At 72.9% G+C, this 18,169-nt stretch carries 15 protein-coding genes; 7 read left to right on the top strand and 8 right to left on the bottom strand.

Annotated features, from left to right (window positions below; all coding sequences use genetic code 11):
* Positions 1 to 259: 259 nt before the first annotated feature.
* Both BJ961_RS31990 and BJ961_RS31985 read left to right on the top strand, forming a co-directional pair.
* The gene (locus BJ961_RS31990; protein WP_271416251.1) at positions 260 to 5,221 is read left to right on the top strand and encodes an NAD-glutamate dehydrogenase; all 4,962 of its coding nucleotides are present in this window, start codon (positions 260 to 262) and stop codon (positions 5,219 to 5,221) included.
* Between the two features lie 143 nt (positions 5,222 to 5,364).
* The gene (locus BJ961_RS31985; protein ID WP_271417233.1) at positions 5,365 to 6,837 is read left to right on the top strand and encodes a hypothetical protein; all 1,473 of its coding nucleotides are present in this window, start codon (positions 5,365 to 5,367) and stop codon (positions 6,835 to 6,837) included.
* Between the two features lie 234 nt (positions 6,838 to 7,071).
* Here BJ961_RS31985 and BJ961_RS31980 read toward each other — a convergent pair whose 3' ends face one another.
* From BJ961_RS31980 to BJ961_RS31965, 4 genes are all read right to left on the bottom strand, one after another.
* Positions 7,072 to 8,781, bottom strand: coding sequence for a glycosyltransferase family 2 protein (locus BJ961_RS31980; protein ID WP_271416250.1), 1,710 nt, complete (start codon positions 8,779 to 8,781; stop codon positions 7,072 to 7,074).
* Positions 8,778 to 11,024 (bottom strand): CDP-glycerol glycerophosphotransferase family protein, encoded by a 2,247-nt coding sequence (locus BJ961_RS31975; RefSeq protein ID WP_271416249.1) that lies wholly within the window; start codon positions 11,022 to 11,024, stop codon positions 8,778 to 8,780. Before BJ961_RS31975 ends, BJ961_RS31980 begins: the two co-directional genes overlap by 4 nt.
* Positions 11,025 to 11,172: 148 nt before the next feature.
* The gene (locus BJ961_RS31970) at positions 11,173 to 12,030 is read right to left on the bottom strand and encodes an ABC transporter ATP-binding protein (protein WP_271416248.1); all 858 of its coding nucleotides are present in this window, start codon (positions 12,028 to 12,030) and stop codon (positions 11,173 to 11,175) included.
* Positions 12,023 to 12,955, bottom strand: coding sequence for an ABC transporter permease (locus tag BJ961_RS31965; protein WP_271416247.1), 933 nt, complete (start codon positions 12,953 to 12,955; stop codon positions 12,023 to 12,025). The genes BJ961_RS31970 and BJ961_RS31965 overlap by 8 nt, the downstream gene beginning before the upstream one ends.
* Positions 12,956 to 13,137: 182 nt before the next feature.
* Here BJ961_RS31965 and BJ961_RS31960 point away from each other — a divergent pair, with 182 nt between their 5' ends.
* Both BJ961_RS31960 and BJ961_RS31955 read left to right on the top strand, forming a co-directional pair.
* A complete protein-coding gene (locus BJ961_RS31960; RefSeq protein ID WP_271416246.1) occupies positions 13,138 to 13,767 on the top strand; it encodes a TetR/AcrR family transcriptional regulator in 630 nt (209 codons plus the stop codon).
* 41 nt (positions 13,768 to 13,808) lie between these two features.
* Positions 13,809 to 14,195, top strand: a complete 387-nt coding sequence (locus BJ961_RS31955) for a nuclear transport factor 2 family protein (RefSeq protein ID WP_271416245.1) — start codon at positions 13,809 to 13,811, stop codon at positions 14,193 to 14,195.
* Between the two features lie 15 nt (positions 14,196 to 14,210).
* Here BJ961_RS31955 and BJ961_RS31950 read toward each other — a convergent pair whose 3' ends face one another.
* Positions 14,211 to 14,747: a hypothetical protein gene (locus BJ961_RS31950; RefSeq protein ID WP_271416244.1), complete on the bottom strand. Its 537-nt coding sequence runs from the start codon at positions 14,745 to 14,747 to the stop codon at positions 14,211 to 14,213.
* 80 nt (positions 14,748 to 14,827) lie between these two features.
* On the opposite strand from BJ961_RS31950, the gene BJ961_RS31945 reads away from it, so the two are divergent.
* Positions 14,828 to 15,223 (top strand): GNAT family N-acetyltransferase, encoded by a 396-nt coding sequence (locus tag BJ961_RS31945; RefSeq protein ID WP_271416243.1) that lies wholly within the window; start codon positions 14,828 to 14,830, stop codon positions 15,221 to 15,223.
* Here the strand turns inward: BJ961_RS31945 and BJ961_RS31940 are convergent.
* On the bottom strand, positions 15,210 to 15,338 hold the full coding sequence (locus BJ961_RS31940; protein WP_271417291.1) for a hypothetical protein: 129 nt from the start codon (positions 15,336 to 15,338) through the stop codon (positions 15,210 to 15,212). The genes BJ961_RS31945 and BJ961_RS31940 overlap by 14 nt on opposite strands.
* Positions 15,339 to 15,496: 158 nt before the next feature.
* Between BJ961_RS31940 and BJ961_RS31935 the strand changes: the two genes are divergently transcribed.
* Both BJ961_RS31935 and BJ961_RS31930 read left to right on the top strand, forming a co-directional pair.
* A complete protein-coding gene (locus tag BJ961_RS31935; RefSeq protein WP_271416242.1) occupies positions 15,497 to 16,108 on the top strand; it encodes a DinB family protein in 612 nt (203 codons plus the stop codon).
* Positions 16,105 to 16,566, top strand: coding sequence for a thioredoxin domain-containing protein (locus tag BJ961_RS31930; RefSeq protein ID WP_271416241.1), 462 nt, complete (start codon positions 16,105 to 16,107; stop codon positions 16,564 to 16,566). Before BJ961_RS31935 ends, BJ961_RS31930 begins: the two co-directional genes overlap by 4 nt.
* Positions 16,567 to 16,613: 47 nt before the next feature.
* On the opposite strand, the gene galE is transcribed toward BJ961_RS31930, so the two are convergent.
* Both galE and BJ961_RS31920 read right to left on the bottom strand, forming a co-directional pair.
* Positions 16,614 to 17,594, bottom strand: coding sequence for a UDP-glucose 4-epimerase GalE (gene galE, locus BJ961_RS31925; protein ID WP_271416240.1), 981 nt, complete (start codon positions 17,592 to 17,594; stop codon positions 16,614 to 16,616).
* Positions 17,595 to 17,670: 76 nt separating this feature from the next.
* Positions 17,671 to 18,141, bottom strand: a complete 471-nt coding sequence (locus BJ961_RS31920) for a MarR family winged helix-turn-helix transcriptional regulator (protein ID WP_271416239.1) — start codon at positions 18,139 to 18,141, stop codon at positions 17,671 to 17,673.
* Between the last annotated feature and the right edge of the window lie 28 nt (positions 18,142 to 18,169).

Below are 18,169 nucleotides of genomic sequence, written 5' to 3'. Positions count from 1 at the left end.
GCGGTCGCTGATCCTCGCGGGCGGGACGGGGCAGCAGAGGCCCCCGGTACGGCGCCGCGCACTCCCCGGACCGTGACCGCGAGAGCGAAGTCACACCCGGCGATGGCGGCGACATTGGCTGATATGCCCCCGCTCCTCTCGTCTTGCGGCATAGCGTCGAAGGGAACCGGACACCCCGGGTCCCGACGTCATGCCGGAAGGCAGGAGACCGTACTTCCTTCTACGTCACGCAACGGCGCGCGACAGGAGTCAGAGGACAATGCAGACCAAGCTGGACGAAGCCAAGGCCGAGCTGCTCGAAAGGGCTGCGCGGGTAGCTGAGAACAGCCCGGTCGGGGGGCACCTACCGACCGGGACGACGGGCGAGGGAACTCCGGGCACCCCGGAGGCCCCGGACGGCGCCCCGGACTACGCATCCGTGTTCGCGTTCCTCCAGCGCTACTACCGGCACACCGCCCCGGAGGACCTGGCCGACCGCGACCCGGTCGACGTCTTCGGAGCCGCCGTCTCGCACTACCGGCTGGCCGAGAACCGCCCGCAGGGCACGGCGAACGTCCGCGTGCACACCCCGACGGTCGAGGAGAACGGCTGGACGTGCAGCCACTCCGTCGTCGAGGTCGTCACGGACGACATGCCCTTCCTCGTCGACTCGGTCACCAACGAGCTGACCCGCCAGGGCCGCGGCATCCACGTCGTCGTCCACCCGCAGATCGTCGTGCGGCGCGACATCGCCGGCAAGCTCGTCGAGGTGCTCGCCGGCCCGCCCACCGCCGACCTCCCGCACGACGCGCACGTCGAGTCCTGGATCCACGTCGAGATCGACCGCGAGACCGACCGCGGTGACCTCAAGCAGATCACCGCCGACCTGCTGCGAGTCCTGAACGACGTCCGCGAAACGGTCGAGGACTGGGGCAAGATGCGGGACGCGGCCGTCCGCATCGCGGAGCAGCTGCCGACCGAGGCCACCCCGCAGGACCTCTCCGCGCGGGAGCTGGAGGAGGCCCGCGAGCTGCTGCGCTGGCTGGCCGACGACCACTTCACCTTCCTCGGCTACCGCGAGTACCAGCTGCGCGAGGACGACTCCCTCGCCGCGGTGCCCGGCACCGGCCTCGGCGTCCTGCGCTCCGACCCGCACCACGAGAGCGACGAGAGCCACCCCGTCAGCCCCTCCTTCGAGCGGCTCCCCGCCGACGCCCGGGCCAAGGCCCGCGAGCACCGGCTGCTGGTGCTGACCAAGGCGAACAGCCGGGCCACCGTGCACCGGCCGTCGTACCTCGACTACGTCGGCGTCAAGAAGTTCGACGAGAACGGCAACGTCGTCGGCGAGCGCCGCTTCCTCGGCCTGTTCTCCTCCGCGGCCTACACCGAGTCCGTGCGCCGGGTGCCGGTCGTACGGCGCAAGGTGGAGGAGGTGCTGGCGCGGGCCGGGTTCTCGCCCAACAGCCACGACGGGCGGGACCTGCTGCAGATCCTGGAGACGTACCCGCGCGACGAGATGTTCCAGACCTCCGTCGAGGAGCTGGAGCCGATCGTCACCTCCGTGCTCTACCTCCAGGAGCGGCGCCGCCTGCGGCTCTACCTGCGCCAGGACGAGTACGGCCGCTACTACTCGGCCCTCGTCTACCTCCCCCGCGACCGCTACACCACCGGCGTCCGGCTGCGGATCATCGACATCCTCAAGGAGGAGCTCGGCGGCACCAGCGTCGACTTCACCGCCTGGAACACCGAGTCGATCCTCTCCCGGCTGCACTTCGTGGTCCGCGTTCCGCAGGGCACCGAGCTGCCGCACCTGTCCGACGCCGACAAGGAGCGCGTCGAGGCCCGTCTCGTCGAGGCCGCCCGCTCCTGGGCCGACGGATTCGGCGAGGCGCTCACCGCCGAGTTCGGCGAGGAACGCGCCGCGGAGCTGCTGCGCCACTACGGATCCGCGTTCCCCGAGGGCTACAAGGCCGACCACGGCCCGCGCTCCGCGGTCGCCGACCTCGGCCACCTGGAGCGGCTCGACGAGGGGAAGACCTTCGAGCTGAGCCTGTACGAGCCGGTCGGCGCCGCGCCCGAGGAACGGCGTTTCAAGATCTACCAGAAGGGCGGCTCGGTCTCCCTGTCCGCCGTGCTGCCGGTCCTCAGCCGGCTCGGCGTCGAGGTCACCGACGAGCGGCCCTACGAGCTGCGCTGCGCGGACCGCACCACGGCCTGGATCTACGACTTCGGTCTGCGCATGCCCAAGGCGCCGGCCGGCGGCGCCGAGTACCTCGGCGACGACGCCCGCGAGCGCGTCCAGGACGCCTTCGCCGCCACCTGGACCGGCAAGGCGGAGAACGACGGCTTCAACGCCCTCGTGCTCAGCGCCGGCCTGACCTGGCGCGAGGCGATGGTGCTGCGCGCGTACGCCAAGTACCTGCGGCAGGCCGGTTCGACGTTCAGCCAGGACTACATGGAGGACACCCTCCGCAACAACGTCCACACCACCCGCCTGCTCATCAACCTGTTCGAGGCGCGGATGGCGCCGGAGCGGCAGCGTGCCGGGCGGGAGATCGTCGACGCCCTGCTCGAAGAGGTCGACGCCGCCCTCGACCAGGTCGCGAGCCTGGACGAGGACCGGATCCTGCGGTCCTTCCTCACCGTCATCAAGGCGACGCTGCGGACCAACTTCTTCCAGGAGGCGAGCGGCGGCGTGCCGCACGACTACGTCTCCATGAAGTTCGACCCGCGGGCCATCCCCGACCTGCCCGCGCCGCGCCCGGCGTTCGAGATCTGGGTGTACTCGCCGCGCGTCGAGGGCGTGCACCTGCGCTTCGGCAAGGTCGCGCGCGGTGGTCTGCGCTGGTCGGACCGCCGGGAGGACTTCCGCACCGAGATCCTCGGCCTGGTCAAGGCGCAGATGGTGAAGAACACCGTCATCGTGCCGGTCGGTGCCAAGGGCGGCTTCGTCGCCAAGCAGCTGCCCGACCCGGGCGTCGACCGCGACGCGTGGATGGCGGAGGGCATCGCCAGCTACAAGACGTTCATCTCGGCGCTGCTCGACATCACCGACAACATGGTCGCCGGCGAGGTCGTGCACCCCGCGGACGTCGTCCGGCACGACGAGGACGACACCTACCTCGTCGTCGCCGCCGACAAGGGCACCGCCAAGTTCTCCGACATCGCCAACGAGGTCGCCGAGTCCTACAACTTCTGGCTCGGCGACGCCTTCGCCTCCGGCGGCAGCGCGGGCTACGACCACAAGGGCATGGGCATCACCGCCCGCGGCGCCTGGGAGTCCGTCAAGCGGCACTTCCGGGAGCTGGGCGTGGACACCCAGACCCAGGACTTCACCGTCGTCGGCATCGGCGACATGTCCGGTGACGTCTTCGGCAACGGCATGCTGCTCAGCGAGCACATCCGCCTGGTCGCCGCCTTCGACCACCGGCACATCTTCGTCGACCCGAACCCGGAGGCGGCCACCTCGTACGCCGAGCGCCGCCGGCTGTTCGAGCTGCCGCGCTCGTCGTGGGAGGACTACAACACCGAACTGCTCTCTGCGGGCGGCGGCGTCTTCCCGCGCTCGGCCAAGTCGATCCCGGTCAACGCGCACATCCGCGAGGCCCTCGGCATCGAGTCGGGCATCACCAAGATGACCCCGGCCGAGCTGATGAAGGCGATCCTCAGCTCCCCCGTGGACCTGCTGTGGAACGGCGGCATCGGCACGTACGTCAAGGCGTCCACCGAGTCCAACGCCGACGTCGGCGACAAGGCCAACGACGCCATCCGCGTCGATGGCAGGGACCTGCGGACCCAGGTCGTCGGCGAGGGCGGCAACCTGGGCCTGACCCAGCTGGGCCGGATCGAGTTCGCACTGCAGGGCGGCCGGATCAACACCGACGCCATCGACAACAGCGCCGGCGTGGACACCTCCGACCACGAGGTGAACATCAAGATCCTGCTCAACGGTCTCGTCAAGGACGGCGACATGACCGTCAAGCAGCGCAACAAGCTGCTCGCCCGGATGACCGACGAGGTCGGCGCCCTGGTCCTGCGCAACAACTACGCGCAGAACACCGCGATCGCCAACGCGCTCGCGCAGTCCAAGGACATGATCCACGCCCAGCAGCGCTTCATGCGGCACCTGGTCCGGGAGGGCCACCTCAACCGGGCCCTGGAGTTCCTGCCCACGGACCGCCAGATCCGTGAGCGGCTCGGCACCGGACAGGGCCTGACCGGCCCGGAGACGGCCGTGCTGCTGGCCTACACGAAGATCACCGTCGCCGAGGAGCTGCTGCACACCTCGCTGCCGGACGACCCCTACCTCAAGGGCCTGCTGCACGCGTACTTCCCGACGGCGCTGCGCGAGCAGTTCGCCGAGCAGGTCGACAGCCACCCGCTGCGCCGCGAGATCACGACGACCGTCCTGGTCAACGACACGGTCAACACGGGCGGTACGACGTATCTGCACCGGATGCGCGAGGAGACCGGTGCTTCGCTCGAGGAGATCGTGCGGGCGCAGACCGCGGCCCGGGCGATCTTCCGGTCCTCCCCGGTGTGGGACGCCGTGGAGGCCCTGGACACCACGGTCGACGCCGCCGTCCAGACCCGGATCCGGCTGCACTCGCGCCGCCTGGTCGAGCGCGGCACGCGCTGGCTGCTCAACAACCGGCCGCAGCCGCTGGAGCTGGCGGAGACGGTCGAGTTCTTCGCCGAGCGCGTCGAGCAGGTGTGGGCCCAGCTGCCGAAGCTGCTGCGCGGCGCGGACGCCGAGTGGTACCAGCACATCTACGACGAGCTGACCGCCGCCGGCGTCCCCGACGAGCCGGCCACGCGGGTGGCCGGGTTCTCCTCGGCCTTCGCGACGCTCGACATCGTGTCGGTGGCCGACCGCATGGGCAAGGAGCCGCTGGAGGTCGCCGAGGTGTACTACGACCTCGCCGACCGGCTCGGCGTCACCCAGCTGATGGACCGGATCAGTGATCTGCCCCGGACCGACCGCTGGCAGTCCATGGCCCGCGCGGCGATCCGCGAGGACCTGTACGCGGCGCACGCGTCGCTCACCGCCGACGTCCTGGCGGCGGGCAACGGCACGTCGACCCCCGAGCAGCGGTTCAAGGCGTGGGAGCAGAACAACGCCGCGATCCTCGGGCGGGCCCGCACGACGCTGGAGGAGATCCGCGGCTCGGACGAGTTCGACCTGTCCAACCTCTCGGTGGCGATGCGGACGATGCGGACGCTGCTGCGCACGCACGCGTAACGGCGCGGCCGTACGAGGCGCCCCGGGCCGGATCGGCCCGGGGCGCCTTCACATCCGACGTGACCCTTATCGGCCTTACGTCCCTCATGGCCGGTCTGGCCGTTTCATTCGTCTATGGTGGCCGGGTGACCGGGCGTTCCGCCATGACGCGCACCGCGCTGCCGCTGACGGGGGCCGCCCTCGTCCTGATCCTGCTGGTCCTCGTGACGGTCCGGCTGCCCTGGATCGGGGACCTCGGCATCCACGCGGCCACCGTCGAGCGGCTGCGGCACGGCCTCCTCGACCCCGGCAACCCGCTGGTCGACGCGGACACGCCGAGCCCCTACTACTCGCCCTGGACGGTGCTGCTCGGCGCCCTCGCGAAGGCGACCGGGCTGTCCGCCTTCGGGGTGCTGCGGATCGGGGCGCTGGTGGCGCTCGCGGTGCTGGTCACGGGGGTGTGGCGGTACGTCCGCACCCTGAGCGCGCGTGCGGCGGCGCCCCCGCTGGCGCTGCTGTGTCTGCTGCTGCTGTGGGGCACGACGCAGTTCAGCTGGAGCGGGTTCCTCGGGCTGCACTCCCTCGCGCTGACGGTGGCGTACCCGAGTGTGCTCGCGCTCGGTCTCGCCTTCCACCTGTGGGCGTGGCTGGCGCGAGCGGTGCGCGGGGCGACGCGCGGGTGGGGGGTCTGGCTCGGGTGCGGGGTGCTGTGGGCGGTCGTCCTGCTCGTCCACCAGTACTCGGGGGTGGTCGCGTCGTTGGGCGCGCTCGCCGTGGTGTTCTCGGCGCGGGCCGGGCGGGGCGTCCTGGGGCGGCTGGGCGCGGGGGCGGCGCTGGGGGTGCTGGTGCTGTGGGCGTGGCCGTACTACGACTTCTTCGCGCTGCTCGGTGCCGGCGACGGCATGGACGCGGTGCACCGGTCGCTGTACCGGGACCTGCTCGGCCGGTACTGGCTGGTGCTGGTGGGGGTGGCGGCGCTGGTGATGCGGTGGCGGCGTGACCGGCGGGACGTCCTGGTGCTGTTCTTCGTCCTGGGAGTGGTGGTCTTCGCGGCGGGCGGGGTGAGCGGGCACTGGTCGTGGAGCCGGGTGCTGCCGGCGGCGCTGATCCCGGCGCAGCTCGCGGTGGCGGTGGAGGCGGCGCAGGCGGTGGAGTCGGGGCGGCGCGTGGTGCGGGTCGCGTGGGCGGGCGTGCTGGGCGTGGCGCTGGTCGTCGGGGCGTGGGGGCAGGCGGGGACGCTGGGATACGTGGCCGGGCGGGGGCTGCTGCCGGGGGCGGTCGAGCAGAAGTACCGGGAGCCGTGGGAGGGGTACCGCTGGATCAGGCGGTGGGTGGGGTACGGGGACGTGGTCATGGCGCGGGAGTTCCCGGCGCGGCAGATTCCGGCGTGGGGGGCGTACACCGTGGCTCCCGGGTATCCCGACTTCTTCCTGGACGACGAGGGGGAGCGGCTGGCGGCGGTCCGGGCGTACTTCTCGGCGGGGGCGGTGGGGAGTGCGCGCAGGGGCATCGAGCGGGAGTACGGGGTGCGCTGGGTGGTGGGGCGGGGGGAGCGGGACGGGCTCCGCGGGGACCCGGGGCTGCGGAGAACGGGGCGGGGGCCGGGCGGGGAGGTGCTGTACGCGGTAGTGGGGTGAGCGCCGGGCGGAGAGGCGCGGTACGCGGTGGGACGGACGCCGGGGCGTCGCCGCGACCGGGGCGGCTGCCCGTGGGCGTCCGGTGCGGGTCAGTGCCAGATGTTCGCCGCCAGGCGGGCCGCCCTCCGGGTTCTCGGGGTGGACAGGCGGCGTGCCACCGGGCGCAGGTCGGTCGCCGTGCCGCCCATGGCGTCGCCGTGACCGGGGCGGCTGCCCGTGGGCGTCCGGTGCGGGTCAGTGCCAGATGTTCGCCGCCAGGCGGGCCGCCCTCCGGGTTCTCGGGGTGGACAGGCGGCGTACCACCGGGCGCAGGACGGTCATCGTGCCGCCCACCGGTCGCCAGGTGATCTGCAGGCGCCCCGGGTTGTGGCCCTCCGGGCGTGCCGTGACCTGGTGCGGGGTGAGACCGGCGCGGTAGGGGACGCGCGCCGTGAGCGGGGGGAACTCCAGCGGTGCCAGCAGGATGCCGGTGTGGGTGCGGCCCTGGTGGCGGAGGCGGAGGACGGGGTGGCGGACCCCCTCGAAACCCTGGAGCGGGAGACGGGCCGCCGCCAGGTCCAGGCGGACGCGCCCCTCGAAGAGCCCGGGGCCGACGGGGGAGAGCCGGAAGGCGGCAGTGAGGCGCCGGCGGCCGGGGGAGAGGTGGAGCACGGCGCGCTGGGGGCCGACGGGGAGGCGCAGCGCCGGGTCGTAGGTGCGGACGGTGAGGTCGATCGAGGCACCGGGCCCCCGCGAGATCTCCGTGATCTCGTGCCGGAGCAGGGCGGTGAAGAACGGGCGGGTGTCCAGTTCGAGGTCCGTCAGGTCCAGTTCGCGGCGGGCCTCGGGGGACTCCGGGACGCCCTCGCCCCAGTACACCCGCCCGCCGTCCGGCGTCACCCGGCGCGGCGCCACGTCGTGGCCGAGGCCGCGGGCCGCCGTCCGTACGTCGGACAGGCGCCGGTCGCGCAGCAGCCGCAGTACGACGCGTTCGGAGCGGGGCAGCCGCGCGCAGGCGCCGTCGGCGAGCGTGTCGAGGTACGGGACGACCAGGTCGGCGAAGGAGGCCAGCCACGCGTCGTCCCGGTAGGGCAGGTCACCGGCGTACATCCGGAAGTCGTGCTTGAGGAACTTGAAGTCCTTGTCCTCGCGCAGCGCCTCGTGGCCGCTCTCGGCCAGGAACACGTCGATGAGGCGCTGGACGTGGACGCGGTCGCGGACGTTGGTGAGCTTGTGCCGCTGGTTGGAGATGGAGGCGGCGTCGGAGGCGGCGTACGGGGCGATGTACCAGCGGTAGACCGGCTCGGGGACGACGGTGAACGTCTTGGCCAGGCAGTAGGCCTGCGCCGAGAAGAGCTGGTCCTCGTAGTGGATGCCCTCGGGGAAGCGCAGGCCGTGCCGGTCGAGGAAGGAGCGGGCGTACATCTTGCTGGTGGAGAGGTGCTCGAAGAACAGGCGCGGGTCGGCCTCGATGCCGTCGAGGGTGCGGCGCTCGGCGACCAGGTGCGGCATCCAGGTCGTGCGGCGTCCGCCGTCCACGCGGATGCGGTGCACGGCGCCCATGGCGAAGTCGAGGTCGCGCTCGCGGTGGGCGGCGAGCAGGGTCTCCACGGCGCGTGCGGGGAGTTCGTCGTCGCTGTCCAGGAACATCAGGTACGGCGCCCGCGCGATCTCCAGGGCCCGGTTGCGCGGGGCGCTGCACCCGCCGCTGTTCTCCGGCAGCCGCAGGTACACGACACGGGGGTCCCCGGCCGCCAGCGCGCGGGCCACCTCCTCGGTGGCGTCCGTGGAGTGGTCGTCGCTGATGACGACCTCGATGTTCGCGTGGGTCTGGCGCAGGACGGAAGCGACCGCGCGGGGGAGGCGTCCGGCGTCGTTGTAGACGATGACCGTGACGGTGACGTCCGGGGTGCGCGCGGGCGTGGCCGCGGGCGGGCTCGTGGACGGGTCCGTGACCGTGTTCATGACGCGGTGGCCTCCTCGGGGCTCGGCGCCGGGGTGCGGTCCTCGACCGGCAGGACCGGGGGCAGCGTCCGTTCGTCCTCGCCGAGGAAGACCCGCCGTACGACGCGTTCGGCGGCGCGGCCGTCGTCGTACTCGCAGAAGCGGTGCCGGAAGGCGGCCCGCGCCTTCGTCGCGCGTGCGTCGCGCCAGGCGTCGGTGGTGAGGATCTCCGTCAGTTCCGCCTGGGTGCGGGCGACCGGGCCGGGCGCCTCGGCCAGCAGGTCGAAGTAGACGCCGCGGGTCTCCCGGTAGACGTCCCAGTCGTCGGCGTGGACGACGATCGGGCGGTCCAGGTTGGCGTAGTCGAACATGATCGACGAGTAGTCCGTGACCAGCGCGTCGGCCGCCAGGCAGAGTTCCTCGACGGGCTCGTAGGAGGAGACGTCGACGAGGCGGCCGGTGCGGCGCAGGCGCGCGAGGGGGGCGGAGGTGCCGTACGGGGTGGACGCGCCGTCGTAGAAGTAGTGGGCGCGCACCAGCAGGACCGTTTCCTCGCCGAGTCGGTCGGCGAGGTCCGCGAGGTCCAGGCGCGGGGTCCAGGCCGCCTCGTAGTCGCGGTGGGTGGGCGCGTAGAGGATCGCCCTGCGGCCGGGCGCGATGCCGAGGCGCTCGCGGACCGCGCGGACCTCGGCGGCACCGGCGGTGTAGTAGACGTCGTTGCGCGGATAGCCGTGGTCGAGGCAGATGTGGTGGGACGGGTAGGCGCGCTGCCACATGCGGGAGCTGTGGCTGTTGGAGGAGACGCTGTAGTCCCACCGGTCGACGCGCTCGAGGAGGGCCTGGAAGTCCAGTCCGTGGGCGGCGGCGGGGTAGGGCAGCTGGTCGACGCCCATGCGCTTGAGCGGGGTGCCGTGGTGGGTCTGGAGGTGGACGGTGCCGGGGCGTTTGACCACCGCGTCCGGGAAGTTGACGTTGTTGACGAGGTACTTGGCCCGGGCCAGCACCTCCCAGTAGCGGCGGGTGCCGGGCACGACGTGGTCGGTGCCGGGCGGCAGCAGGGCGGCTCCCTGTGCCGTGACCACCCACACCGGGTGGACGCCCGGGGCGAGTTCGGCGAGCTTGGCGGCGATCGCGGCCGGATTGCAGGCCACCCCGCGGTTCCAGTAGGCGGAGAAGACCGCGAGGTGCGGGTCGAGGGGGCGGGAGAGGGCGCCGCGGTACCGGAGGGCGCGCAGCCGGGTGCCGGCCCGGTGTCTGCCGGTGCGCACGGCGGAGCGCGCCCCGCGGCGGGCGTGGTTGGCGGTCTGGAGGGCGCGGTACCGGTGGTAGGCGTCCTCCTCGAGCAGCGACCGGCGCACGCCCTCGAGGCCGGCCGGGCGGCGGTGGCCCTCGGGGCGGTGGCGCCGGGCGGTCACGGACGCCCGGTGGAAGAACTCGCGCGCCACGTCGTCCGGCATCCCGGCGCGGGCGAAGGTGCGCAGGCAGTCGCGGACCATCAGGTCGTACAGGACGCCGTGGACGGCCGGCCGGTCGGCGGTGAGGCCGAGCAGGGTCTCGTAGCGGTCGACGAGCGCGTACCGCTGCGCCGGGGTGGGAGGCGGGAGGCTCTCGGGGCGCAGTCGGCGGTCCTCGTACGCGGGGTGGGGCGCGCAGGCGACGCGGTCGGCGAGCAGCAGGGCGGCGTACGCGGCGAACGCCTCGTCCTCGGTGGTCAGGAGCCGTTCGTGCCGTCGCCAGAAGGCGGCGCGCACGGCGCGGTTGCCGAGCAGCGGAGTCAGGCGGAGCAGCGCCGCGCGGTCGTGGAGGGCGAGACCTTCCTCGGCGCGGCCCGCGCGGGCGAGGCGGGGACCGTCGGGGGACGGCAGGCCCGAGGCGTGCCAGGAGCTGCGGACGTGGTCGAACAGCAGGACGTCCACCGCGTCGCAGAGGGCGGCGGCGTGCCGGGCGAGCGCGGGCGGGGCGCCGACGGGCACCCCGTCCTTGGCGTGCACGAACTGAAGCCACCGGCCCCGCGCCCGCGCCGCCCCCGCCGAACGGGCCGCGGCGTCACCGGCCCCGTCCGGGAGGGGCAGCACGGTGAAGGCGGGGGTGTGCCGCTCGGCCGTCTCCCGCGCCCAGTCCCCGACGGCGGCGACCACCACCTCGACGCCGGTCAGGGGGTGGGCGTCCAGGGAGTCGAGGAGGGCGGGCAGGTGGTCCTGGGCGTTGCGGCCGTGGACGACGACGCTGAGGTCGGGGGCCGTCTCGGGGACCGTCTCGGACATCGCGGGACTCCTTCGCCTCGGCCTTCGCTGCGTCGCTCCCGGAGCACTCCTGTGGTCGGCTTCTCTTCGGTCATACTGACATCAATCAGGCAAAAGGCTTAATCGTGGGCGCCGTGGCTCCGCCTCCCGGGGGACGGCGCGGGCACGCTCACGCGGCCGCGGGCGCCTTCGGGGCGGGTGCGCCCTTGGTCTGCGGGCCGGGCTTCGCCGCCTTGTCCGGGCCGCCGGTGAACTTCTCGTACTCCTTCAGGACGGTCTCCGTCGGCCCGTCCATCCGCAGCTCGCCGCGCTCCAGCCACAGCACCCGGTCGCAGGTGTCGCGGATGGACTTGTTGCTGTGGCTGACCAGGAACACCGTCCCGGCGTGCTTGCGCAGCTCCCGGATGCGCTCCTCGGAGCGCCGCTGGAAGGAGCGGTCGCCGGTCGCCAGGGCCTCGTCGACCAGGAGGACGTCGTGGTCCTTGGCGGCGGCGATGGAGAAGCGCAGGCGGGCCGACATGCCCGAGGAGTACGTGCGCATCGGCAGGGTGATGAAGTCGCCCTTGTCGTTGATCCCCGAGAAGTCGACGATCTCCTGGTACCGCTCCTTGATCTGCGCGCGGGACATGCCCATCGCCAGACCGCCCAGGTGCACGTTGCGCTCGCCGGTGAGGTCGTTCATCAGGGCCGCGTTGACGCCGAGCAGGGAGGGCTGGCCGTCGGTGTAGATGCGGCCGTTCTCCACCGGGAGCAGACCGGCGACCGCCTTGAGCAGCGTCGACTTGCCCGAACCGTTGGTGCCGATCAGGCCGATGGCCTCGCCCCGGTACGCCACGAAGGACACGTTCTTCACGGCGTGCACCCGGCGTACGCCCGCCGCCCGCTCGCTCTTCTCACGGCGCAGGATGCGGTTGAGGGCCGCGGTCGCGGAGCCGCGGCCGGCGCCCGTGCCGTTGACCCGGTAGACGATGTCGACGCCGTCGGCGACGACGGTGGGCACGCGCTCGGCGGGAGTGTTGTCAGCCACGACCGTACGTCTCCTCGGCCTTCCAGAAGTAGATGAAGCCGCCGATCCCGGCGACCAGCGCCCAGCCCAGCGCGAGCGCCCACACGTGGGGCGGCAGCTGGCCGCCCCCGAAGGAGTCGATCAGCGCGAAGCGCATCAGGTCGATGTAGACGACGGCGGGGTTGAGCTGCAGGACGGTGCCGACCCAGGACGGCAGGCCGCTGTCCGGGCCGGTCATGCTGTCGATGCTGAACATGACGCCCGAGGCGTACATCCAGGTGCGCAGCAGGAACGGCATCAGCTGGGCCATGTCGGGGATCTTGGAACCCACCCGGGCCATGACCATCGCCACGCCCGCGTTGAACAGGAACTGCAGCACCAGCGCCGGGACCGCCAGCATCCAGGACGGGGAGGGCGGCACGCCGAAGGCGAGCAGGATGACGACGAGGGCGGCCATCGAGAACAGCAGCTGCTGGAGCTGCTGGAGGCAGAACGAGACCGGCAGCGCCGCCCGCGGGAAGTGCAGGGCGCGGACGAGGCCCAGGTTGCCCGAGATGGCCCGGGTGCCCGCCATGATCGAACTCTGCGTGAACGTCCACACGAACACGCCGGTGACCAGGAACGGGACGAAGTCCTCGACGCCGCGCTTGGTGTCCATCAGCAGGCCGAAGATGAAGTAGTACACCGCCGCGTTGAGCAGGGGCGTCATCACCTGCCAGACCTGGCCCAGCTTCGCCTGGCTGTACTGGGCGGTGAGCTTGGCGGTGGAGAAGGCGCCGATGAAGTGCCGGCGTGCCCACAGCTGACGGACGTACTGGGGCAGGGAGGGGCGGGCGCCGCTGACCGTCAGACCGTGGCGGGCGGCGAGGGCCGCGAGGTCTTGGCCGGCGGCGGCCGGGGCGGCCCCGGCCGCTGTCGGGGACGGTGGATCGAGGACCTGGCTCACATCCGGTGCTTTCGCTCGGGGGGAGGGGGTGAGGTGGGCGAGAGGGGGAGGCCCGTCGTTCACCTGGGCGTCCGTACGCGTTCACTCACGTCGGGACGGGACCGTATCGTCGTGACGTGAGCGTAGGCCGAGAGGACGTCGGAACGCAACCGTTTCGTCGTGACGCCCTATGCTTGACCCGTATGACGACCAACGCCGCCGCCGAGCCGCCGCCGCGCCCGCGCCGCCGGGCCCCCGCCGGGGCGGCGGTGCTCCGCGAGGACGTGACGGAGGCCATCCGGGCGGCGGTCTTCGAGGAGCTCGCGGCGGTCGGCTACGCGCGCATGTCCATCGAGGGCATCGCGCGCCGCGCGGGCGTCGGCAAGACCGCCGTCTACCGGCGCTGGCGCTCCAAGCTGCACCTGGTGCTCGACATCGTCTCCGCGCTCGCCGTCCAGGGCCTGCCCGCGCCGGACACCGGCTCCCTGGAGGGCGACCTGCGCCTGCTCTACGAGGTGACGTCCCGCGCCCTGCGCCACCCGGTGGCCTCGCAGATCATCCCCGACCTCCAGGCGGAGGCGGCCCGCAACCCCGACATCGCCGAGGTGCTGCAGAAGACGCTGCGCGAGGGCCAGGACGGCGTCGCCAGCAAGATCCTCGCGGCGGCCGCGGAACGCGGTGAGCTGGGCCCCGCCGTCGACGCCGACCTCGCGCTCGACCTGATCTCGGGCCCGCTGTACTGGCGCTCGGTGGTCGTCCGCAGCGCGAAGCTGCCCAAGGGCTACCTCGGGTCGCTGGCACGGGCGACGGCGGAGGGCCTGAAGGCGCTCTGAGCCGGAGCCGCACTGTCAGTGGCCCCTGCCAGGATGCCCCGATGGAACAGAGAGAACCCACGGCGGTCGTCCACGCGTTCTGGACCCGCATGCAGGCCCGGGACTGGGAGGGCCTCGGCGCGCTCCTCGCCGACGACCTGGTGGTCGAGTGGCCGGTCAGCGCCGAGCGGATCGAGGGCCGCGCGGACTTCGTCGCCGTCAACGCCCGGTATCCGGAGGGCTGGTCGATCGAGGTGCTGCGCGTCGTGGCCGACGGCGAGGCCGTGGTCTCCGAGGTGGAGGTCCCGCACGAGACGATGGGCGTCCACCGGGTGGTGTCGCTGTGGACGGTCCGGGACGGCACGATCACCGGCGGCCGGGAGTACTGGACGGCGCTGGGCTCCGACCCCTCGCCGCAGTGGCGGGCGCCCTTCGTGCGGCCCCTGTGACCGGGCGGGCCCCGCTCACCAGGCGGTGAGCCGGACCACCTGCGCCGCGATGTCCGGCACCGCCCGTCCGTCCGTGGGCACGCGCACCGTGCCCACGGGTGCCTCCTCGGCCAGCCGCCGCCCCGTGCGCAGACTCCGCTCGATGTGGACGCCGAGCTGCGACCCGGTCTCGCGCCCGGCGAGCCGTCGCCGCACGGTGGCCTCCTCGGCGGTCAGCAGCACGCACGTCACCCTGACCTCGTCCCCGCCCATGGCCCGGCCGATCATCGGCGCCTCGAGGATGCTGACGGTGTTGGTGTAGATCAGCCGACGCTGCCCGAGCGCCGCGTAGTTCGCCCACACCGCCGCGATGTTCCGCTCCGTGATCGCCGTGCGGTGCGGGTCTCCGCCAGGGGCGGGGTGGATCTGGTCCATGCAGTCCCCCTCGATCAGGCAGTGCGCGGTCCCGGCGTCCCGCAGCAGCGCGGACACCTCCCAGCCGACGGTGCTCTTGCCGACGCCGGAGCCACCGCCGAGGAGCAACAGGTCGTACGTGCCCGCTTCTTTGTCCATGCCCGCAGTGTGAGGCGCGACCGGAGCGTCCCGCACGGATATTCGGCTCTTCCCGGAGAACGCCGCACTACGCTCGTGCCGTGACCATCACCTACCGGTGGCGGGGAGACCTCGACAACGCCGCCCTCGACGCCCTGCACGCCGACGGCTTCGGCCACCCGGCCACCGGGACCGACTGGCGCACCCGACTGGAACGGCACAGCCTCGGCTGGGTCTGCGCGGGCGAGGACGGGGCACTGGCCGGCTTCGTCAACGTCGCCTGGGACGGGGGAGACCACGCCTTCCTCCTGGACACGGTGGTGGCCCGCGACCACCGCTCCCGCGGGGTCGGCACCCGACTGGTGGAGGTCGCCGCCGAACACGCCCGTGCGGCCGGGTGCGAGTGGCTCCACGTCGACTTCGAGGACCACCTGCGCGCGTTCTACCTCGACGCGTGCGGATTCCGGACCACGGCGGCCGGGCTCATCGCGCTGTGACGTGCCGCTCCTTGGCCGCGACCCTGGCGAGCAACGTGTCGCGGACCGACGGCCACTCGTCCGCGAGCAGGCTGTAGTACACCGAGTCACGACGCGTGCCGTCCTGACGGACCATGTGGCTGCGCAGGGTGCCTTCCGGAGGATCCTGTGCGGCAGCACGGCAGCACGGCAGCACGGCAGCACGGCAGCACGGCAGCACGGCAGCACGGCAGCACGGCAGCACGGCAGCGCCGCGGACGCGGAGCGCGGTTTCGGGTGCGGGAGACTGGCGTCATGACATCGACGGCTGCCAAGACCGATCTCCGCTTCTACCTCCAGTGCGCACGCGACGCGCTGCTCTGGAAGCTGGAAGGGCTCTCGGAGTACGACGTCCGTCGCCCGGCGACACCGACCGGCACCAACCTCCTGGGGCTGGTGAAGCACGCCGCCGGTGTGGAGTTGGGGTATCTCGGCGACACCTTCGGGCGGCCGTCCGGCGAACCGTTGCCCTGGCTGGAGGACGGTGCCGAGGCCAACGCGGACATGTGGGTCACCGCCGACGAGTCACGCGAGGACGTCGTGGAGCTGTACCGCCGGGCGTGGGCCCACGCGGACGCGACGATCGACGCGCTGGCGCTGGACACGGTCGGCCGGGTGCCCTGGTGGGCCGACGGGAAGGACGAGGTGACGCTGCATCACGCCGTGACCCGCGTGATCGCCGACACCCACCGGCACGCCGGGCATGCCGACATCGTCCGGGAGCTCATGGACGGTGCCGTGGGGATGAGCGAGGGCAACGTCGGCGTGGCGCCGGGGGATGCGGCCTGGTGGGAGGACCACCGCGGCCGGCTGGAGCGGGCGGCCCGGGAGGCCGACCGGCGTGCGGCCCAGGACCGGGTCCGGTGAACGGGCCGGAGAGGCGGGGCACGAGACGGGTGTGGGCGGGACCGGCGCTGCTCCTGGTCGCCGGAGCGGGCGCGGCGACCGGGCAGGTGGTCCAGGGGCGTCCGGGCGCCGCCGCCGTGCTGCTAGCGGCGTTCGCGCTGCTGGCGGCGCTGATCTCGCCGCTGGTCTTCCCGAGGTCGATCGGCGCGCTGGAGGCGCGGCGTCGCAGTGCCGTCGACGGCCGGCCGGTCGTGTTCTGGCGGCCGGGCTGCACGTACTGCCTGCGGATGCGCGTCCGGCTGGGGCGCGGGGCGCGGCGGCTGTACTGGGTCGACATCTGGCGGGACGGCGACGGCGCGGCGCTCGTGCGCGCCGCCAACGACGGCAACGAGACGGTGCCCACGGTCCTGGTGGCGGGCCGGCCGTACACCAACCCCGACCCGGCGTGGGTGCGCGAGCAGCTCTCCTCGTCCGGGTGACCAAGCCCCGGCGCCCCGCGGACCGGACCCGCGGGGCGCCCCGGGCGTCAGGCCCGCGCCGCCTCCGGGTGCAGCCGCACCCAGCCCGCCCACGCCGACGTGATCATGTCCTCGACGTCGTACCTGGCCTTCCAGCCCAGCTCCGCGGCGGCGCGGTCGGCGGAGGCGACGACGCGGGCCGGGTCGCCGGGGCGGCGGGGGGTGACCGTCGGGGGCTGGTCGCGGCCGGTGAGGGCGTTGATGCGGTCGATCATCTCGCGGACGGAGACGCCCTCGCCCGTGCCGATGTTGAGGGTGAGGGAGCGGCCGGGGGAGGACCGCAGGGCGCGGGCCGCGGCCACGTGCGCCTCGGCCACGTCGACGACGTGGATGTAGTCGCGCACACAGGTGCCGTCCGGCGTCGCGTAGTCGTCGCCGAAGATCCGGGGCGCCTCGGACGCCGTGAGCTTCTCGAAGACCATCGGGACGAGGTTGTGGACGCCGGTGTCGGCCATCTCCGGGCTCGCCGCGCCCGCGACGTTGAAGTAGCGCAGCGAGGCCGTGGACAGACCCGTGGCCCTGCCGGTGGCCCGGACCAGCCACTCGCCGGCCAGCTTGGTCTCGCCGTACGGCGACATGGGCACGCACGGCGTCTCCTCGGTCACCAGGTCGACGTCGGGCATGCCGTACACGGCGGCGGAGGAGGAGAAGACGAAGGACGGGACGTCGGCCTTCGTGACCGCGTCCAGCAGGACGCGCAGGCCCTCGACGTTCTGCCGGTAGTAGTGCAGCGGGAGGTCCACCGACTCGCCGACCTGCTTCTTGGCGGCCGTGTGCACCACGCCGGTGACGGAGTGGTCGGCCAGGGCGCGCGCGACCCGCTCGCCGTCCAGGACCGAGCCCACCACCAGCGGGACCCCGTCGGGCACGCGCTCGGCGATCCCCGAGGACAGGTCGTCGTACACGACCGTCCGCTCGCCCGCCTCGGTCATCGCCCGTACGACGTGCGCCCCGATGTATCCGGCGCCGCCGGTGATCAGCCAGGTCATTGCGGCCGTCCTCCTCGTCGGTGGTCCTTGGTGGCCATGATCCTGCATCGCGGCGCCCTGCGGACGCCCGCCACCGTCAGGACGGGCCCGGGGCCGGATCGGTGCCGTAGGCGTCCATGGCCGCCGTGAGCCGGTCGAGGCGGGCGCGCAGGTCCTCGATCTCCGCGAGGTCCAGGCCGGTCGCCGCGGCGATCCGGCGCGGCACCTCGACGGCCCGCCCGCGCAGCGCCGCGCCCTCGCCGGTCAGCCGCACCTCCACCGAACGCTCGTCGCGCGTGCTGCGCTCACGCCGGACCAGGCCTGCCGCCTCCAGCCGCTTGAGCAGGGGCGACAGCGTGCCGGAGTCGAGGCGGAGGTGCTCGCCGAGTCTCTTCACGGGCAGCTCGCCGTGCTCCCACAGCACCAGCATCACCAGGTACTGCGGATAGGTCAGCCCCAGGTCCTTGAGGACCACGCGGTAGACGCCGCCGAAGGCGCGCGAGGCGGCGTTCAGGGAGAAGCAGATCTGCTGGTCCAGGCGGAGCCAGTCGGTCGCGGGCGTCGTCATGCCGTCCAGGGTAGCCGACAGGACTTGC

Source organism: Streptomyces lienomycini (assembly GCF_027947595.1).
Taxonomy (GTDB): domain Bacteria; phylum Actinomycetota; class Actinomycetes; order Streptomycetales; family Streptomycetaceae; genus Streptomyces; species Streptomyces lienomycini.
The sequence above is the reverse complement of the archived record's forward strand: the minus strand, read 5'-3'. Positions and strand labels throughout refer to the sequence as shown.

Coding starts and splice junctions, on each gene's coding strand:
- BJ961_RS31990 (WP_271416251.1), top strand. CDS start 260: ATGCAGACCAAGCTGGACGAAGCCAAGGCCGAGCTGCTCGAAAGGGCT.
- BJ961_RS31985 (WP_271417233.1), top strand. CDS start 5,365: ATGACGCGCACCGCGCTGCCGCTGACGGGGGCCGCCCTCGTCCTGATC.
- BJ961_RS31980 (WP_271416250.1), bottom strand. CDS start 8,781: ATGAACACGGTCACGGACCCGTCCACGAGCCCGCCCGCGGCCACGCCC.
- BJ961_RS31975 (WP_271416249.1), bottom strand. CDS start 11,024: ATGTCCGAGACGGTCCCCGAGACGGCCCCCGACCTCAGCGTCGTCGTC.
- BJ961_RS31960 (WP_271416246.1), top strand. CDS start 13,138: ATGACGACCAACGCCGCCGCCGAGCCGCCGCCGCGCCCGCGCCGCCGG.
- BJ961_RS31955 (WP_271416245.1), top strand. CDS start 13,809: ATGGAACAGAGAGAACCCACGGCGGTCGTCCACGCGTTCTGGACCCGC.
- BJ961_RS31950 (WP_271416244.1), bottom strand. CDS start 14,747: ATGGACAAAGAAGCGGGCACGTACGACCTGTTGCTCCTCGGCGGTGGC.
- BJ961_RS31940 (WP_271417291.1), bottom strand. CDS start 15,338: ATGGTCCGTCAGGACGGCACGCGTCGTGACTCGGTGTACTACAGCCTG.
- BJ961_RS31935 (WP_271416242.1), top strand. CDS start 15,497: ATGACATCGACGGCTGCCAAGACCGATCTCCGCTTCTACCTCCAGTGC.
- galE (WP_271416240.1), bottom strand. CDS start 17,594: ATGACCTGGCTGATCACCGGCGGCGCCGGATACATCGGGGCGCACGTC.
- BJ961_RS31920 (WP_271416239.1), bottom strand. CDS start 18,141: ATGACGACGCCCGCGACCGACTGGCTCCGCCTGGACCAGCAGATCTGC.